The 16757-nt window shown below is 72.3% G+C and carries 13 protein-coding genes; 12 read left to right on the top strand and 1 reads right to left on the bottom strand.

Features of this window, described 5'->3' with window-relative positions:
• The first annotated feature begins 24 nt into the window (after window positions 1–24).
• From J2S43_RS38895 to J2S43_RS38870, 6 genes are all read left to right on the top strand, one after another.
• Window positions 25–318 carry a winged helix-turn-helix transcriptional regulator gene (locus J2S43_RS38895; protein WP_306838051.1) on the top strand — a complete coding sequence of 98 codons (294 nt, stop codon included), beginning with the start codon at window positions 25–27 and terminating at the stop codon, window positions 316–318.
• A gap of 126 nt (window positions 319–444) precedes the next feature.
• Window positions 445–3231: a phosphoenolpyruvate carboxylase gene (ppc, locus tag J2S43_RS38890; RefSeq protein WP_306838049.1), complete on the top strand. Its 2787-nt coding sequence runs from the start codon at window positions 445–447 to the stop codon at window positions 3229–3231.
• A 137-nt stretch (window positions 3232–3368) separates the two neighbouring features.
• Complete coding sequence (locus tag J2S43_RS38885) at window positions 3369–4283, top strand: ABC transporter ATP-binding protein (protein WP_306838047.1); 915 nt, start codon at window positions 3369–3371, stop codon at window positions 4281–4283.
• Window positions 4283–5140 carry an ABC transporter permease gene (locus tag J2S43_RS38880; RefSeq protein ID WP_306838045.1) on the top strand — a complete coding sequence of 286 codons (858 nt, stop codon included), beginning with the start codon at window positions 4283–4285 and terminating at the stop codon, window positions 5138–5140. The genes J2S43_RS38885 and J2S43_RS38880 overlap by 1 nt, the downstream gene beginning before the upstream one ends.
• Window positions 5141–5151: 11 nt before the next feature.
• Window positions 5152–6048, top strand: coding sequence for an ABC transporter ATP-binding protein (locus tag J2S43_RS38875; RefSeq protein WP_306839753.1), 897 nt, complete (start codon window positions 5152–5154; stop codon window positions 6046–6048).
• A gap of 2 nt (window positions 6049–6050) precedes the next feature.
• Complete coding sequence (locus J2S43_RS38870; RefSeq protein WP_306838043.1) at window positions 6051–6770, top strand: ABC transporter permease; 720 nt, start codon at window positions 6051–6053, stop codon at window positions 6768–6770.
• Between the two features lie 71 nt (window positions 6771–6841).
• Here J2S43_RS38870 and J2S43_RS38865 read toward each other — a convergent pair whose 3' ends face one another.
• Window positions 6842–8041 (bottom strand): glycosyl hydrolase, encoded by a 1200-nt coding sequence (locus J2S43_RS38865; RefSeq protein ID WP_306838042.1) that lies wholly within the window; start codon window positions 8039–8041, stop codon window positions 6842–6844.
• A 140-nt stretch (window positions 8042–8181) separates the two neighbouring features.
• Between J2S43_RS38865 and cysC the strand changes: the two genes are divergently transcribed.
• The 6 genes from cysC to J2S43_RS38835 all read left to right on the top strand — a co-directional run bounded on the left by cysC (window position 8182) and on the right by J2S43_RS38835 (window position 16750).
• Window positions 8182–9705, top strand: coding sequence for an adenylyl-sulfate kinase (cysC, locus tag J2S43_RS38860; RefSeq protein WP_306838041.1), 1524 nt, complete (start codon window positions 8182–8184; stop codon window positions 9703–9705).
• A 266-nt stretch (window positions 9706–9971) separates the two neighbouring features.
• Window positions 9972–11684, top strand: coding sequence for a tyrosine-protein kinase domain-containing protein (locus J2S43_RS38855; RefSeq protein WP_306838039.1), 1713 nt, complete (start codon window positions 9972–9974; stop codon window positions 11682–11684).
• Complete coding sequence (locus tag J2S43_RS38850) at window positions 11681–13021, top strand: hypothetical protein (RefSeq protein ID WP_306838038.1); 1341 nt, start codon at window positions 11681–11683, stop codon at window positions 13019–13021. Before J2S43_RS38855 ends, J2S43_RS38850 begins: the two co-directional genes overlap by 4 nt.
• Window positions 13018–14244, top strand: coding sequence for a protein kinase family protein (locus tag J2S43_RS38845; RefSeq protein WP_306838037.1), 1227 nt, complete (start codon window positions 13018–13020; stop codon window positions 14242–14244). Before J2S43_RS38850 ends, J2S43_RS38845 begins: the two co-directional genes overlap by 4 nt.
• Window positions 14241–15116, top strand: a complete 876-nt coding sequence (locus J2S43_RS38840) for a sulfotransferase (protein ID WP_306838036.1) — start codon at window positions 14241–14243, stop codon at window positions 15114–15116. The genes J2S43_RS38845 and J2S43_RS38840 overlap by 4 nt, the downstream gene beginning before the upstream one ends.
• Window positions 15116–16750 (top strand): lipopolysaccharide biosynthesis protein, encoded by a 1635-nt coding sequence (locus J2S43_RS38835; RefSeq protein ID WP_306838034.1) that lies wholly within the window; start codon window positions 15116–15118, stop codon window positions 16748–16750. The genes J2S43_RS38840 and J2S43_RS38835 overlap by 1 nt, the downstream gene beginning before the upstream one ends.
• Window positions 16751–16757: the final 7 nt, after the last annotated feature.

The raw sequence follows: 16757 nt of genomic DNA, 5'->3' as shown, positions 1-16757 counted from the left end.
GCTTTCGGGGTTGAGGTGCGAGCAGTGCTGGTCATCGCGGCGCTGATCACCGGCCCGCACCGTTTCTCGGCGCTGCACCAGAAGGTCGGCGGCATCAGCCAGAAGATGCTCTCCCAGAACCTGAAGTCGCTGGTCCGGCACGGCCTGGTCGACCGGCGTGTGGAGCCGACCGTTCCGCCGCAGGTCACCTACAGCCTGACCGGGCTCGGCGAAGGGCTGGCCGAGCCGCTGTGCGCGATGATGATCTGGTTCGGCAACAACACCGACGCGATGATCGAGGCGCAAGAACGCCACGACGCGGCCGCGAAGCCGTCATAGGGTGGTAACTGGGACCACAGCCTGAGACAAGGCTCACCACGGTGACGACAGCGCTACGCGTCGCCGATACGATCGCGCACAAGTCGGACAGCGCTGTCCTTCGTTCGCATGGGAGGAGCGCTTTCTGTGACCGAACAGCTTTCCGGTGCAGGGCACAGCGACCACGACGGTCCTGACGCCGCACTCCGCGCAGACATCCGCCGGCTGGGCACACTGCTGGGGCAGACCCTGGCGCGGCAGGAGGGCAAGCCGCTCCTGGACCTGGTCGAGGAGATCCGCGCCCAGGTGCGCACGGACGCGGACGCCGCGGCCTCCCGGCTCGCGGCCATGGAGGTCACCACCGGCACCCAGCTGGCCCGCGCGTTCTCCACCTACTTCCACCTGGCGAACATCACCGAGCAGGTGCACCGCTCGCGGGACCTGCGCCGGCAGCGCGCCACCTCGGGCGGCTGGCTGGACCAGGCGGCGAAGCTGATCGCGGAGGCCGGCGTCCCGGCCGACGAGATCGCCACCGCGGCCCGCCGGCTCGCGATCCGCCCGGTCTTCACCGCGCACCCGACCGAGGCGTCCCGCCGGTCCGTGCTGACCAAGCTGCGCGCGCTCGCCGACCAGCTGGACGCGGAGCAGGCCGCCGCGGTGCTCTACGGCGCGAAGGACAACACGACCGCGTCCCGCCGGCTGGCCGAGTTGATCGACCTGATCTGGCAGACCGACGAGCTGCGGCTGGACCGGCCGGACCCGACGGACGAGGCGCGCAACGCGGTCTTCTACCTCAAGGACCTCTACGCGGACGCCGCGCCGCAGGTGCTCGACGACCTGGCCGAGACGCTGCGCTCGCTGGGCGTGGAGACGTCGCCGACCGCGCGGCCGATCACGTTCGGCACCTGGATCGGCGGCGACCGGGACGGCAATCCGTTCGTCACGCCGGCCGTCACCCGGGATGTGCTGATCATCCAGCACGAGCACGGCATCCAGGCGACCGAGGCCGCGATGGACAAGCTGATCACGGAGATCTCCGTGTCCCGGCGGCTGCGCGGCGTCTCGCTCGACCTCTCCGCCAGCCTGGCCAAGGACCTGGACGCGCTGCCCGAGGTGGCGGCGCGGTTCCGCCGGGTGAACGCGGAGGAGCCGTACCGGCTGAAGATCCGCTGCATCAAGGCGAAGCTGGCGAACACGCGGACCCGACTGTCGCAGAGCACGCCACACGTGCCGGGCCGCGACTACCTCGGCACCGAGGAGCTGATCGGCGACCTGGAGCTGATCCGCGCGTCGCTGGCCCGCAACTCCGGGCAGCTCACCGCGGTCGGCCGGCTCTCCTCCACGATCCGCAGCGTGTCCGCGTTCGGCATGCACCTGGCCACGATGGACGTGCGCGAGCACGCGGAGGCCCACCACGCCGTGCTCGCCCAGATGTACGGGCAGGTCGGCGAGGTCGGCGACTACACCACGCTGACCCGCGCGCAGCGCACCGAGCTGCTGGCCGGCGAGCTGACCGGGCGCCGGCCGCTGTCCAGCGCGGACACGCCGCTGACCGACGCGGCGCGCAAGACGTTCGACGTGTTCGGCACGATCCGGGCCGCGCAGGAGCGGTTCGGCGACGACGTGGTCGAGACCTACATCATCTCGATGACGCTCGGCCCGGACGACGTGCTCGCGGCCGCGGTGCTGGCCCGCGAGGCCGGCCTGATCGACGTGCACTCCAAGCGTGCCCGGATCAACATCGTGCCGCTGCTGGAGACGCCGGCGGAGCTGAACTCCGGCGGCCGGATGCTGGATGAGCTGCTGTCGCTCCCGGCGTACCGCGCGATCGTCAAGGCGCGCGGCGACGTGCAGGAGGTCATGCTCGGCTACTCGGACTCCAACAAGGAGGCCGGCATCACCACGTCGCAGTGGGAGATCCACAAGGCCCAGCGCTCGCTGCGGGACGTGGCGGCGCGGCACGGCGTCCGGCTGCGGCTGTTCCACGGCCGCGGCGGCACGGTGGGGCGCGGTGGCGGACCGACCCACGAGGCGATCCTGGCCCAGCCGTACGGCACGCTGGAGGGCGCGATCAAGGTGACCGAGCAGGGCGAGGTCATCTCCGACAAGTACACGCTGCCCGCGCTGGCCCGGGAGAATCTGGAGCTGACCGTGGCCGCGGTGCTCCAGGCCACGCTGCTGCACACCAAGCCGCGCGTGCCGGACGAGAGCCTGGAGCGCTGGGACGGCGCGATGGACGTCGCCTCGGAGGCCGCGTTCGGCGCGTACCGGCGGCTGGTGGAGAACCCGAACCTGCCCGCGTACTTCTGGGCGTCCACGCCGACCGAGCTGCTCGGCGCGCTGAACATCGGCTCCCGCCCGGCCAAGCGGCCGAACGCGGACGCCGGCCTCGGCGGGCTGCGCGCGATCCCGTGGGTCTTCGGCTGGACGCAGAGCCGGCAGATCGTCCCCGGCTGGTTCGGCGTCGGCACCGGCCTGGCCGCGGCGCGCGAGGCCGGGCTCGGCGACGTGCTCGGCGAGATGTGGTCGGACTGGCAGTTCTTCCGGACGTTCCTGTCCAACGTCGAGATGATGCTGACCAAGACCGACCTGAAGATCGCCCGGCGGTACGTGGAGACGCTCGTCCCCGAGGCGTTGCAGCCGATATTCGCCACGATCGAGGAGGAGTACGCGCGGACCGTGCGCGAGGTCCTGGCGATCACCGGCGAGACCGGGTTGCTGGAGGGCAACCCGGTGCTGTCCCGCACGCTCGGGGTCCGCGACACCTACCTGGAGCCGCTGCACCACCTGCAGGTCGCGCTGCTCCGCCAGTACCGCGACGCCGGCTCGGGCCAGGCGGGGGCGCGCCGCGGCTACAGCGACGCCACCACGCTGGAGCGGGCGCTGCTGACCACGGTCAACGGCATCGCCGCCGGCATGCGCAACACCGGCTGACAAACCTCGATCATCAGGGGTACGCGGCTCACGCCCGTACCCCCTGATGCTCCTCAGGGTTTTGATCTTGCTTTTGAGGGTGTGTCCGGGGTTGATTCCTGATTCGCATGGTGCGCGGCGGGCCTAGGCTCAACCCCGTGACATTGATCGCGACCCAATCCCTGACGAAGGTCTACGGCGGACGCGTCACCGCGCTGTCGGACCTGACGCTGAGCGTGGGGCCGGGCGTCGTCGGCCTGGTCGGTGCGAACGGGGCCGGCAAGTCCACCCTGATCAAGCTGCTGCTGGGTCTGCTGGCACCGACCAGCGGATCCCTGCGCGTGCTCGGGCTGGACCCCACGACCCAGGCCGCCGACGTGCGTAAGCGCGTCGGATACATGCCGGAGAACGACTGCCTGCCGCCGGAGCTGTCCGCGGCCGAGTTCGTGACCCATCTCGGCCGGATAAGCGGGCTGCCGCGCACGGCCGCACGCGAGCGGGCCTCGGAGGCGCTGCGCCACGTCGGGCTGTACGAGGAGCGCTACCGGCAGATCGGCGGCTACTCGACCGGCATGAAGCAGCGCGTGAAGCTGGCCCAGGCGCTGGTCCACGACCCCGACCTGCTGCTACTCGACGAGCCGACGAACGGCCTGGACCCGGCCGGCCGCGACGCGATGCTCAACCTGATCGCGCGGATCGGCTCCGAGTTCGGCATCTCCGTGGTGGTCTGCTCGCACCTGCTCGGCGAGGTCGAGCGGATCTGCGACTCGCTGATCGCCATCGACGGCGGCAAGCTGCTGCGATCCGCGGAGATCTCCACGATGACGACAAGCACCGCCGTGCTCGCGGTCGAGGTCAGCGAGGGCACGGACGAGCTGGGTCACCGGCTCGCCGCGGCCGGGCTGCCGCCGACGCGCGAGGGGCGGCTGCTGCTGGTGCCGCTCGGCACGGACCCGGACACCGCCTATGACACGGTCCTGGCCACCGTGGCCGACCTGGACCTGCCGCTGCACCGCCTGGAGCAGCGCCGCCACCGGGTGGCCGAGCTCTTCGCCGCGAGGGAGGACGCCTGATGTCCGTCATCCACGACATCGGTTATCGCCGCTACCAGGGCCCGCGCCTCGGCCGTGGCTCCGTGTTCGCCGCGCTCTACGTGCACGGCATGCGGGCCTCGTTCGGGCTGGGCCGCACGTTCAAGGCGAAGATCTTCCCGTGGTCGGTGGCCGGCATCATGCTGGTCGTCGGCGTGGTCGCGGCCGCGGTCAAGTCGCAGACCGGCATGGAGCTGCTCACCTACGAGACGTTTCCGGACCAGATGAGCATGCTGCTCATCCTGTTCTGCGCCGTGGTCGCGCCGGAGCTGGTCTCCCGGGACCTGCGCAGCGGCGTGCTGCCGCTCTACTTCTCCCGGCCGCTGAGCCGTGCGGACTATCCGCTGGCCAAGCTGGCCGCGATGGTCACGGCCGGGTTCGCGGTGCTCGGCGTGCCGATGCTGATCATGTTCCTGACCGCGGCGTTCAGCGGCGACGGAATGGGCGCGGTCTGGGACGAGACCAAGGCGTTCGCGCCCGGTATCGCGTACGCGCTGCTCTTCGCACTGGTCTACGGCTCGATCGCGCTGCTGGTGTCGTCGTTCGTCAGCCGCCGCGCGGTCGCGGCCGGTGCCACGGTCGCGGTGTTCCTGGTGACCGCGCCGGTGGTCGGCGTGCTCACCTTCGCCACCACGCGGACCGGTCAGCAGCTCGCCCAGCTGGCCAGCCCGGCCACGCTGGTCGGCGGCGTCGGTCAGTGGATCTTCGGTCGCCCGGAGGGCATGCCCGAGGAGTTCGGGATCGGGTCGTTCGGCCCGCTCTACGGCGCGGTCACGCTGGCCCTGCTCGCGCTCTGCGTCTCGCTCCTGCTCGTCCGATACCGGAAGGTGGCCTCGTGACCACGGTGACCATGAACGGCGTGTCCCGCTGGTTCGGGAACGTGGTGGCCGTCAACGACATCACCATGACGCTCGAACCGGGCGTGACCGGCCTGCTCGGGCCGAACGGCGCCGGCAAGACCACGCTGCTGCACATGATGGCCGGGTTCCTCTCGCCGTCCCGCGGCACGGTCACGGTCGGCGACCAGCCCGCGTGGCGCAACCCGGCCGTCTACCGGCAGCTGGGCCTGGTCAGCGAGCGCGAGGCGGTGCACGGCTTCCTCACCGCGCACGAGTTCGTGCTGGCCGGCGCGCGCCTGCACAAGCTCGCCGAACCGGAGAAGGCGGCCGCAGCCGCGCTCGACCTGGTGGAGATGACGCAGTTCAAGGACCGGCGCATCGACACCTACTCCAAGGGCATGCGGCAGCGCACCCGGGTGGCCGCGTCGCTGGTGCACGAGCCGCAGGTGCTGCTGCTGGACGAGCCGTTCAACGGCATGGACCCGCGGCAGCGCATGCACATGATGTCGCTGCTGCACCGGCTCGGCGCCGAGGGCCGGACCATCCTGTTCAGCTCGCACATCCTGGAGGAGGTCGAGCAGCTCTCCGGCACCGTCCAGGTGATGGTCTCCGGCCGGCTGGCCGCGTCCGGTGACTACCGCGAGATCCGGCGGCTGATGTCGAACCGGCCGCACGTCTTCGCGGTCTCGTCCACCGACGACCGGCGGCTCGCGGTCTCGCTGATGGCGCAGCCGTCCGTGGCCGGCGTGGAGCTGGCCGCGACCGGGCTGACCGTGCGCGCGTCCGACTACGGCGGCTTCACCCGGGCGCTGCCCAAGATCGCGCTCAAGGAGGGGATCCGGGTCAGCCGGCTCACCCCGTCCGACGAGTCCCTGGAGAGCGTCTTCTCCTACCTGGTGGAGGCCTGACCATGCTGTTCAACCCGACCATCGCCTGGATGACCGCGCGCGGGCTGTTCGGCCGCCGCCGGTTCCTGCTGCTGTTCCCGCTGCCGCTGCTGCTGGTCGCGCTGGCCGTCTTCGCGCGCGTCAGCGGCATCAACGCCGGCGACTGGGGACCGCTGGTGATCAACGGCCTCGGCATCGCGGTGCTGCTGCCGGTCACCGCGCTCATCGTCGGCACCGGCGTGCTCGGCTCCGAGATCGACGATGGCACGATCGTGCACATCCTCACCAAGCCGCTGTCCCGCGCCGAGATCGTCTGGGCCAAGTTCCTGGTCGCGTCCGGCGTCACCGCGCTCACCGCCGCCATCCCGCTCTACGTGGGCGGCGTGCTCGTCCAGGACTTCCGGTTCGGCCTCGCGCTGGCCGGTGCGGCCGCGATCGGCTCGGTCATCTACTCCGCCGTGTTCCTGCTGCTCAGCCTGCTCAGCCGCCGTCCGGTCCTGGTCGGCCTGCTCTACGTACTGATCTGGGAGGGCCTGCTCGGCAACCTGGTGAGCGGCACCCGCGTGCTGTCCATCGGGCAATACACGGTGACCTACGCCGACCGGTTCCTCCCGACCGAGTATCTGACCGCGAACGTGTCGCTGCCGGTCACCATCGTGATGAGCGTGATCGTCACGGTGCTGTGCCTGCTCTACGCGGTCTTCCGGCTCCGCTCCTTCACCGCCAGCTCCGAGACCAGCTGACCTCCGGTTCCGTGATCGAGGCGTCAGTCATGTCGTCAGAACGACATGACTGACGCCTCGATCCTTCGTTCTCAGCGCACGTCGACCTGGAAGATCGGGAGGCGGCCGAGGTCGCGGTAGGCGGCCAGGCCGTCGGACGTGCGCTCCGGGCGGGAGTCGCGGCCGCGCTGGTCGTGCGGCGTGTCGAAGTGGAGCAGCGCCTTGATCCGGGGGAAGCCGGCGATCTGGCGGCCGACGCTGCGATAGAAGTCCGCCTGGTGTCCCGGGTTCGCGTTGCTGGCCCAGACACCCCACTCCGCGACCATCAGCGGTTTCGACGGGTGCCGGGCCACCGCCCAGTTGTAGAAGCCCGGCCAGTCCGGCTCCTCGCCGGAGACGCGGTTCATCAGCTCCGCGAAGTCGCCGTGGCCGTACTCATCGCGCTCGCTGTACGCGTAGGTGTCCCAGGCCACCCAGTCGACCACGTCGTCACCCGGGTAGAGATCGGGGAACCAGGGTGCCGCCGTGTAGGGCACGTAGGCCATGTGCACCATGACCGTGACCAGGTTGTCCACGCCGCGGGCGCGCAGCCGCCGCACCACGTGCCGGAACATGTCCCGGTAGTCGTGCGCGGTGTACTCCGACCCGCGGCGCGGCCGCACCTCCTCCTCCGGCTCGTGGTGCACGGTGAAGAAGAACGGCTCGGTGTGGGTCGCGCGGATGTGCGCGGCCAGCCGGTCCAGGTAGTCGTCGGCGGCGCCGTCCGCGATCTCCGCCCAGCTCGCGTCCCACGGCTTCCAGTTCAGGAACAGGATCCGCGGCCGGGCCGGGTCACCGGCGATCCCCACCTCCTCCTCCGTCGGGAAGAGACCATTCATCCCCCGGTGGTACGCGTGGTAGACCGACTGGGTACGCCCGGTCCTCTCCTCGTACTCCGCCAGCGCCCGCGCGCCGCGCGCCTCCGTGAACGCGCCCGGCGCCGCCCCCCAGAGGACGTTGCAGGTCGGCACCAGCTTCGGGCCGACCCGGCACCCGTCCGGCGCCGGCGCGCCCGGCGCGGGACCGAGACCGCTCGACCCGGGCGGCGGTCCGGTGACCGGCGGTCCGGTGGCCGGCGGTTCCGGTACCGGCGGCGACGGGCTGCCCGGCTCCGCGCGCGGCGGCGGCGTCGTGCCCGGCGCGGACGGCGGCGCGCCGTCGTCCTCGCGCAGACCCGACCAGAGCAGGCCGGCGGCCACCACCAGTACGATGACCGCCAGCAGGGCCAGTGACAGGTGGATCCGGCGGCGCATGCGCGAGCGACCCTCCCTCCGGTGACGACCTCGTCGGCACAACGAGCCGGGGTACTGATTTGTCGCTCGGCCCCCCTCCGACTTTCACGATCGGGCGTTCTGCTGAGAGACTGTCTGCCTTACTTGGTCTTGGGGGTGGGATGAACAGCGGTGGGTGGTTGCTGCCCGAGGACGTGCTGCGGGACGCGCCGGCTTATACGCCCCGGGCGTATGAGCTCGCCGACCTGGAACTGCTGCTCTCCGGCGCCTATGCCCCGCTGACCGGCTTCCTCGGCCGTGCCGATCTGACCAGCCTGCAGCGTCGTGGGCGGCTCGCGGACGACCGTTCCTGGCCGGCGCCGGTCACGCTGGAGGTGCCGGCCGCGATCGCGGAGGGCCTGGACCTGACGAACCCGGTCGGGCGCGCGATGGTGCTGACCGACTTGGAGGGTGCGCCGGTCGCGGCGATGGAGGTCGCCGACGCCTGGCCGGCCAAGAACGGGATGTACGGCGTCGGCGGCGACGTGCGGCGGCTCGGCGACGGCACGCACGGCCCGTTCCAGCGCCTGCGCCGCACGCCGGAGGAGATCAAGGCGCTGCTGCCCCCGGGCCGCGTGCTCGGCGTGATCGCGGACAAGCCGCTGCACCGCCCGCAGCTCGCCCAGCTGGCGCACGCGGCGAAGCAGCTCAGCGCGCACCTGCTGGTGCTCATCCCGATCGCGGAGGCCAGCCCGGACGGCTTGCCGCCGGAGGCACTGGTCCGCGCGATCTTCGCGGCGCGGGATCGCATGCCCCCGGCGACGCTGGTCGCGGTGTCGCTGACCCGGCGCGGCCAGGAGATCGCGGACGCGCTGCTGCGCGCGCGGGTGGCCGCGGCGTACGGCGTGACCCACCTGCTCTCCACCGGCGACTCGCTCTCCGGTGGCGGCCCGCGCGTGCTGGTGCCGCGCGAGCTGGCCTACGACAACCGGGACGGTCAGTGGCGGTGGCGGGACGACATCCCGCCGCGCAACCGCAAGCTGGCACTGTCCCAGCTGGAGATCAACGACCTGCTGGACCGCGGCTTCCCGCTGCCGGAGTGGCACACGCCGCCGGCCGTGGCGAAGGAGCTGGTCCGAGCGCGCCCGCCGCGCCGGCACCGGGGCCTGGTGGTGTTCCTGACCGGGCTCTCCGGCTCGGGCAAGTCCACGGTGGCCCGGCACGTCGCGGACACGGTGCGCGAGTCCGGCGAGCGGTCCGTGACGCTGCTCGACGGCGACGTGGTGCGCCGCGAGCTGTCGGCCGGGCTGACGTTCAGCAAGGCCGACCGGGACCGCAACGTGCGCCGGATCGGCTGGGTCGCGGCCGAGGCGGCCCGGCACGGGGGCCTGGCGATCTGCTGCCCGATCGCCCCGTACGCGGACGCCCGCGCCGAGGCCCGGAAGATGGCGACGCAGGCCGGTGCCGGGTTCGTGCTGGTGCACGTGTCGACGCCGCTGGAGGTCTGCGAGCAGCGCGACCGCAAGGGCCTCTACGCGAAGGCGCGGGCCGGCGAGCTGACCGGGATGACCGGCATCGACGATCCGTACGAGACGCCGGCGGACGCGGAGCTGACCATCGACACCAGCGACCTGTCGCTGACCGACTCGGTCAAACTGGTCATGGACTACCTGACCGAGCACGGCTGGTTCGAACCCCACCGCTGACCACGTCCCATGATCAGGGCGTCCCCCACGTCGTTCCAGCGACGTGGGGGACGCCCTGATCATGTGGGGGGGTGCCGACCCCGATCGGGTCGGTGGACGGCCGATAGTTACGTAGCGGTGGGCTGGGCGTTGAACCCACGGGGGCGATTCGCCGCTCTCGGCCGCTTTATGGTGTTTTTCCCGGCGGCCCCGACTTCGACCGTACGGTCGGCATCCCGCTGGAAAGGGCCGCCACACCCATGGACGCGTCTCCGGTGTCCCACGACATGTCCCGTTATTTCGGGATACTACGGCGGCACTGGTGGGTACTGGCGGGCCTGGCGCTGCTCGGGCTCGGCATCGCGGCCGGCGTCACCGCACGGATGCCCAAGGCCTACGAGTCCGCGACCAGCGTGCTGGTCACCCCGGCCGGCCAGGACACCAACGTCTCCGGCGGCCGCACCAAGGGTGAGGTCAACCTCGACACCGAGGCCCAGCTGGTCCGCTCCACCGCGGTCGCGGCCGGCGCGTCCGAGTTGCTGCGCAGCCCACTGCCACCGGACGAGCTCGCCAAGAGCCTCCGCGTCGAGGTGCCCGCGAACACGTCCGTGCTGGTCATCACGTACACCGCGACCGATCCCGCGGCCGCGCAGGCCGGCTCGCACGCGTTCGCCGAGGCGTACCTGCGGAACCGGGAGCGGACCGCCACGGCCAGCACCGAGGCCGCGATCAAGGCGCTCTCCGACAAGACCAAGCAGCTCAGCACCACGCTCACCGAGGTCAACAACCAGCTGGCCCGGGTGGACCGGGAGAGCTCGCAGCGGCCCAACCTGGAGAGCCAGCGGCAGACCACGCAGAACCAGCTGAACTCGCTCAACGGCAAGCTGAACGAGCTGACCACCACCACGGTCAGCGTCGGCTCGATCATCAGTGACGCGCGGCTGCCATCCATGCCGAGCAGCCCGAACACGATGCTCAACCTGGCCACCGGCGGCATGATCGGGCTGCTGCTCGGCCTGCTGGCCGCGGCGCTGTGGGAGCGCCTGGACCGGCGGGTGCGGTCCGCGTCGGACGTGGCCCGGGCCGGCGTGCCGGTGCTCGCCACGCTCAACGGCCGGAGCGCGCCCCGGTTCGACGACGTGCTCCAGCCGTACGGGCCGGGCGGCCGCGCGTTCAACCGGCTGCGCAACGAGGTGCTGGCCAGCCTCGGCCGGGACGACCAGATCGTGGTGGTGACCGGCGCCAGCCGCGGGTCGGCCACCACGCTGGTAGCGGCGAACCTGGCCACCGCGCTGGCCCGCACCGGCAGCGAGGTGGTGCTGATCGGCGCGCACCTGCCGGAGAGCATGGTGGAGATCACGCCGATCGCCCGGATCTTCGGCATCGCGGCCAAGCCCGGGCTCTCCGAGGTGCTGGCCGGACGGGCACAGCTGAGCGACGCGGTGCAGCAGGCGCCGCGGGTGCCGTCGCTGCGCGTGGTCACCACCGGCGGCACCGCGGCCGCGGGCGGCCTGATGCAGTCGCAGGCGCTCTCCGACATGCTCAGCACGCTGCGCCGGCAGGCCGCGTACGTGGTGATCGAGGCGCCGTCCACGTCCAGCAGCGCGGATGCGCAGAGCCTGGCCAGTCTCGCGGACGCGGCGATCGTCGCGGTCGAGACGCGGCGCGCGCGCCGGCCGGAGGTGGCGGACGCGGCCGAGCAGCTGCGCCGGGTGGGTACGCCGCTGCTCGGCGCCGTGGTGCTGCCGCGCATCGAGCCGAAGGCGGCCGAGGAGCTGCCGCCGCCGAGGCCGACGCTCGCGCCGCCGCAGCCGAAGAAGCCGGCCAGCCGCACGTACGGTTCGGAGGCCGCGAAGAAGCCGAGCCCGTCGAAGCCCGAGCCGACGATGCCGGGCTGGCTGGGCGAGGCCGACGCGGAGACGCGGGTCATCGACATCTCCGCGGTGGCGGCCGCGACCCGGGAGGACAAGCGCCCGGACCCCGACGGATCGGCGAGGTGAACTCCGCCCACCTCGCGGAGCGCTCGACGACGTACCCCCGCGAGGGTTTTGATCTTCCGGCCTGGCCGGTCGCGGGGTTGTTGCTGCTCTATCCGCTGTGGTGGGCGCTCGGCCTGGGCGTGCTGATCTTCCCGATCCTGGCCGTGCCGATGACGGTGCTGCTGATCCGGGGTGCGGCGCGCGGCCGGCCGGTCCGGATGCCGCCCGGTTTCGCCTGGTGGCTGCTGTTCCTCACGGTCGTGGTGATCAGCATCGGTGCGCTCGGCGCGGACCCGGCCGGCACGGTGCCGGAGCGGGCCGGCGCGCGGATCGTCGGCGTCGCGTTCCGCCTCGCGCAGTACGTGTCGCTGACCGTGCTTCTGATCTACACCGGGAATCTCACCGAGCGCGAACTCCCCCGCCGCCGATTGGTCGGACTGCTCGGCTGGCTGTTCGTGGTGACCGTGGCCGGCGGCCTGCTGGGCGTGTTCGCCGGGCACTTCGCGTTCACCTCGCCGGTCGAGATGATGCTGCCGGCCGGCGTCCGGAACAAGGGCTTCGTGCGGTCGATGGTGCATCCGTACGCCGCGCAGATCATGGACGTGGTCGGCGAGACGCGCCCGCGCCCGGCCGCGCCATGGGGCTATACGAACACCTGGGGCCACAATTTCTGCCTTCTAGTGGGATTTTTCGTGGTTTGGGCGGCCAGGAGAAAAGCGCTCGCCACGCTCTGCTTACTCATCTCGCTCATCCCGGTGGTGGAGTCGCTGAACCGCGGACTGTGGATCGGACTCGGCGTCGTCGTGCTCTACGTGGCGCTGCGCTCCGGCCGGATCGCGCTGCTGCTCGGCGTCCTCGGCGCGAGCGCGCTGCTGGTCCTGGTCATCCTGGTCAGCCCGCTGGGGAGCACGGTCACCACGCGACTGGACAACGGCAAGTCCGACGGCGTGCGCTCGTTTCTGATCGGCCGCGCGCTGGACGGCGCGGTCCACTCCCCGGTGATCGGCTACGGCTCCACCCGCACCACGATCGGCGGCCGCAACTCGATCGCGGTCGGCGAGAGCTCCGCCTGCGAGCGGTGCGGCAACTTCACGGTCGGCGGCAACGGGCAGCTCTGGCAGCTGCTCTACGCGCACGGCCTGACCGGGACGATCGCCTACTTCGGCTTCTTCGTGTCCGGGCTGTGGCGCTTCCGCCGTGATCGCAGCCCCACCGGCCTGGCCGCGAGCTGCGCGATCGTCGCGTCGTTCTCGGCCACGCTCTGGTACAACGCGCTGGTCACCCCTCTGGCGTTCCTGTTCCTCGCCTACGCGCTGCTGTGGCGCGGCGGCACCACCTCAGAGGGAGTTCCCACGTGACGGTAAAGACCGCGCCGGTGCGCCTGACGGCGGACGACGCCGCGCTGCGGGCGCAGTACCTGGACGAGGTGCTGGGCGTGCTCTACCCGCCGCCGATGTTCGCCACGGACGGGCCGGGCTCGATCGAGTTCGTGGTGGTCCCGGACCGCGCCCGCGCCCGGCTGCTGGTTCCGGCCCGCCCGCGCCGGATCGCCGCCGCCGCGGTCCGCCGCTACGCCGAGCCGCAGTCCCGCGGCGCGAAGCTGAAGCGCGAGGCCGTGGTCGCGGCGCTACAGACCGGCGCGTCCCGCCTGCTCATGCGCGATCGGATCCGAATCGACGGGCCGCGCGAGGCTTCGATCGACGCGTACCTGGAGCGTGCGCTCGGCAAGCGGACCGCGATGAGCATCCACATCGGGCCGGCGCGGGCCAATCGCAAGCCCGTGCTCCAGCTGCTCGACGACAGGGGCACGACCTGCGGCTTCGTCAAGCTCGGCACCGGGCCGCTGACCCGGGAGCTGGTCACCGCGGAGACGGCCGCGCTGCGCACGCTGGACGGCGCGCCGCTGCCGCACCTGACCGTGCCGCGGGTGCTGCACGCCGGGCGGTGGGGCGAGCACCAGGTGCTGGTTCAGTCCGCGCTGCCGGTGTGGCGGCCACGGGCGTCGCTGTCGCCGCGCCGGCTCGCCGCCGCGATGCGGGACGTGGCCGGCTGCCTCGGATACACCTACGGCCCGCTCACCTCCAGCCCGTACTGGAGGAGCCTGACCGATCGGCTGGCCGAGGTGGCGAACCGGGAGGAGGGCGCGCAGCTCGGGCGCGCGGCGCGACTACTGGCCGACCGTGCCGGGCAGATCAGCCTGCGGTACGGCGCCTGGCACGGCGACTGGGCACCGTGGAACATGGCCGCGCTGGACGACACGGTGCTGCTCTGGGACTGGGAGCGGTTCACCCCCGGCGTGCCGGCCGGCTTCGACGCGGTGCACCACGAGCTGCAGCGCCGCGTCCAGTCCGGCCCGGACGCGACCGGTGCGCTGGAGGCGACCATGCAGCGCGCCGGCGAGCTGCTGCACCCGTTCGAGGTGGCGCCCGGCGCGCGCGAGCTGACCGCGCTGCTCTACCTGGTCGACCTGGCCGTCCGCTACCTGATCGACCGGCAGGCCGAGGCCGGCGCGCGGCTCGGCGTCCTGGGCAGCTGGCTGCTGCCGGTTCTCATCCGTCGTGTGGAGGGCAATCGAAAATGATCACATCGTCGCGGGTGCCGGGTGCGGTCAAGCACATCGTGCACCTCGGGTCCCGGTCCTACGGGCGGCTCACCGCGGGCTCGCGCATGCTGCCGTCGTTCCTGATCGCGGGCGGGCAGCGGTGCGGGACCACCTCGCTCTACCGTGCACTGGCCGCACATCCCGCGGTGCTCAAGGCGGTGCTGCACAAGGGCGTGCACTACTTCGACACATCGTACGGGCGGGGCCTGAGCTGGTACCGCGGGCACTTCCCCCGGCAGAGCACCGGGGACCGGGTGGGCGAGCGGCACGGCGTACCCCCGCAGGCGTTCGAGTCCAGCCCGTACTACCTCTACCACCCGCAGGCCGCGGCCCGGATCGCCCACGACCTGCCGAAGGCACGGCTGATCGCGCTCGTCCGGGACCCGGTCGAGCGCGCCTACTCGCAGCACGCACACGAGGTGGCGCGCGGCTTCGAGAGGGAGCCGTCGTTCGCGCGGGCGCTGGCGCTGGAGCCGGCCCGGCTGCACCGGCAGGAGGAGCGGCTGGCCGAGGACCCGGACTACTACTCGTTCTCGCACCAGCACCACGCCTACCGCGCGCGCGGTGAGTACGCCCGCTACCTGGACGCGGTCGCCGCGCACATCCCGCGCGAGCGCATCCTGGTGGTGGAGAGCGAGCGGTTCTTCGCCGAGCCGGAGACGGTCTACGACCGCGTGCTCAACTTCCTGGAGCTGCCGCACCTCTCCCTGCCGGTCTTCGAGAAGCACAACGCCCGTCCGCGCGGCACCGCGATGGACCCCGCGGTGCGCGAGGACCTGACCGCGCACTTCGCCCCGCACGACCGCGCGCTGACCGCCTGGCTCGGGCACACCCCGGTCTGGCGCGCCTGATGGGGGCGCCGACGCGCGCCCTGCCCCGCACGGTCGACCACTCCATCTGCGGCAGCGTGCCGGGCATGCTGTGCGCACACGCGGCTCCGCCCGCTCTGGAAAAATCGGTCCAGGGCGTCGGCGGCGCCGCCCGGGGCGGGCTGGCGAACCTGATCGGCGTCGGCTTCACCGGGCTCACCGGCCTGGCCGTGACCTGGCTGGTCGCGCGCGGGCTGGGCACCGACCACGCGGGCGCGTTCTTCGCCGCGACCGCGATGTTCGCGCTGGCCACCGGGCTGGCCAGGCTCGGCACGCAGACCTCGCTGGTCTACTGGCCGGCCCGGCTGCGCGCGCGGGGCAACGCGAACCTGCTCGGCGAGTGCCTGCGCACCGGGCTGACGCCGGTCGGCGCGGTCGCGCTGGTGATGGCCGCGCTGCTCTGGACGTTCGCGCCCGCGCTGGCGGGGCTGACCGCGCCGGACTCCGCGCCGGCCGTGGTGGCCGACCACACCGGGCAGCTGCGCATGCTGGCGGTCTTCCTGCCACTGGCCGCGATCGCGGACGCGGTGCTCACCGCGACCCGCGGCTACCGGATGCTGCGGCCGACGATCATGCTGGAGCGCATCGTCCGGCCCGGGCTGCAGCTGGCCGGCATCGGCGGGCTCGCGCTCGCCGCGGCCTGGGTCGTGCTGCCACCGCACTGGTACGCGCTGGCCTGGGCCGGCCCGTACCTGCCGGTGGCGTTGCTCGGCGCGTACGCGCTGCGCCGCGTCTACCTGTCCGGCCCGGTCCCGGCGGAGGCGCCGACGTCGCGCGCGCGCCGACTGCTGCGCCGCCGCTTCTGGCGCTTCACCGGACCGCGCGCGGTCGCCAGCGTCGCACAGCTCGCGCTGCAGCGCCTCGACGTGCTGCTGGTCGCCGCGTTCGGCGGGCTCGCCGCGGCCGCGCTCTACGCGGTGGCGGGCCGGTTCGTGGTGCTCGGCCAGTTCGCCAACCAGGGCATCGGGCAGGCGGTGCAGCCCCGGCTGGCGGAGGCACTGGCCACCGGCGATCGGGATCGGGCGAACGCGCTCTACCAGGCCGCGACCGGCTGGCTGGTGCTCGCCGCCTGGCCGCTCTACCTCGTGGTGATCACGTTCGCGCCGGTCTACCTGGGCGCGTTCGGCTCCGGCTACCGGGACGGCGGCGCGATCGTCGTCGTGCTGGGCAGCGCGATGCTCTTCTCCACCGGCTGCGGGATGGTGGACTCGGTGCTGACCATGGCCGGGCGCACCACCTGGAACCTGTGGAACGTGCTGCTCGCGCTGGTCGTCACGATCACGCTGGACCTGCTGCTGATCCCGTCGATGGGCGCGCTGGGCGCGGCGATCGGGCTCGCGGTGGCCGTTCTGATCAACAACCTGGTGCCGTTGCTGCAGGTCGGGCTGGTGCTGGGGCTGCACCCGTTCGGCCGGGGCACGATGGCGGCGGGCGCGCTGGCGATCGCGGCCTTCGGCGGCGTGGCCGCGCTCGCGATGCACGCCCTCGGCCCGACCGTGCCGGGCCTGCTCGCCGCGCTGGCCGGCGGCGGCGCGCTCTACGCGCTCGGCATCCACCGGCTGCGGAACCTGCTCGCCCTCGACGACTTCCTGCGCCTGCGCCGCCATCCCAATTAGAGAGGAT

Source organism: Catenuloplanes nepalensis, assembly GCF_030811575.1.
Lineage (GTDB): Bacteria > Actinomycetota > Actinomycetes > Mycobacteriales > Micromonosporaceae > Catenuloplanes > Catenuloplanes nepalensis.
This window is presented reverse-complemented; position numbering and strand designations above follow the sequence as displayed.

Coding starts and splice junctions, on each gene's coding strand:
- J2S43_RS38855 (WP_306838039.1), top strand. CDS start 9,972: ATGTCCCGTTATTTCGGGATACTACGGCGGCACTGGTGGGTACTGGCG.
- cysC (WP_306838041.1), top strand. CDS start 8,182: ATGAACAGCGGTGGGTGGTTGCTGCCCGAGGACGTGCTGCGGGACGCG.
- J2S43_RS38875 (WP_306839753.1), top strand. CDS start 5,152: ATGAACGGCGTGTCCCGCTGGTTCGGGAACGTGGTGGCCGTCAACGAC.
- J2S43_RS38865 (WP_306838042.1), bottom strand. CDS start 8,041: ATGCGCCGCCGGATCCACCTGTCACTGGCCCTGCTGGCGGTCATCGTA.
- J2S43_RS38835 (WP_306838034.1), top strand. CDS start 15,116: ATGGGGGCGCCGACGCGCGCCCTGCCCCGCACGGTCGACCACTCCATC.
- J2S43_RS38870 (WP_306838043.1), top strand. CDS start 6,051: ATGCTGTTCAACCCGACCATCGCCTGGATGACCGCGCGCGGGCTGTTC.
- J2S43_RS38840 (WP_306838036.1), top strand. CDS start 14,241: ATGATCACATCGTCGCGGGTGCCGGGTGCGGTCAAGCACATCGTGCAC.
- J2S43_RS38880 (WP_306838045.1), top strand. CDS start 4,283: ATGTCCGTCATCCACGACATCGGTTATCGCCGCTACCAGGGCCCGCGC.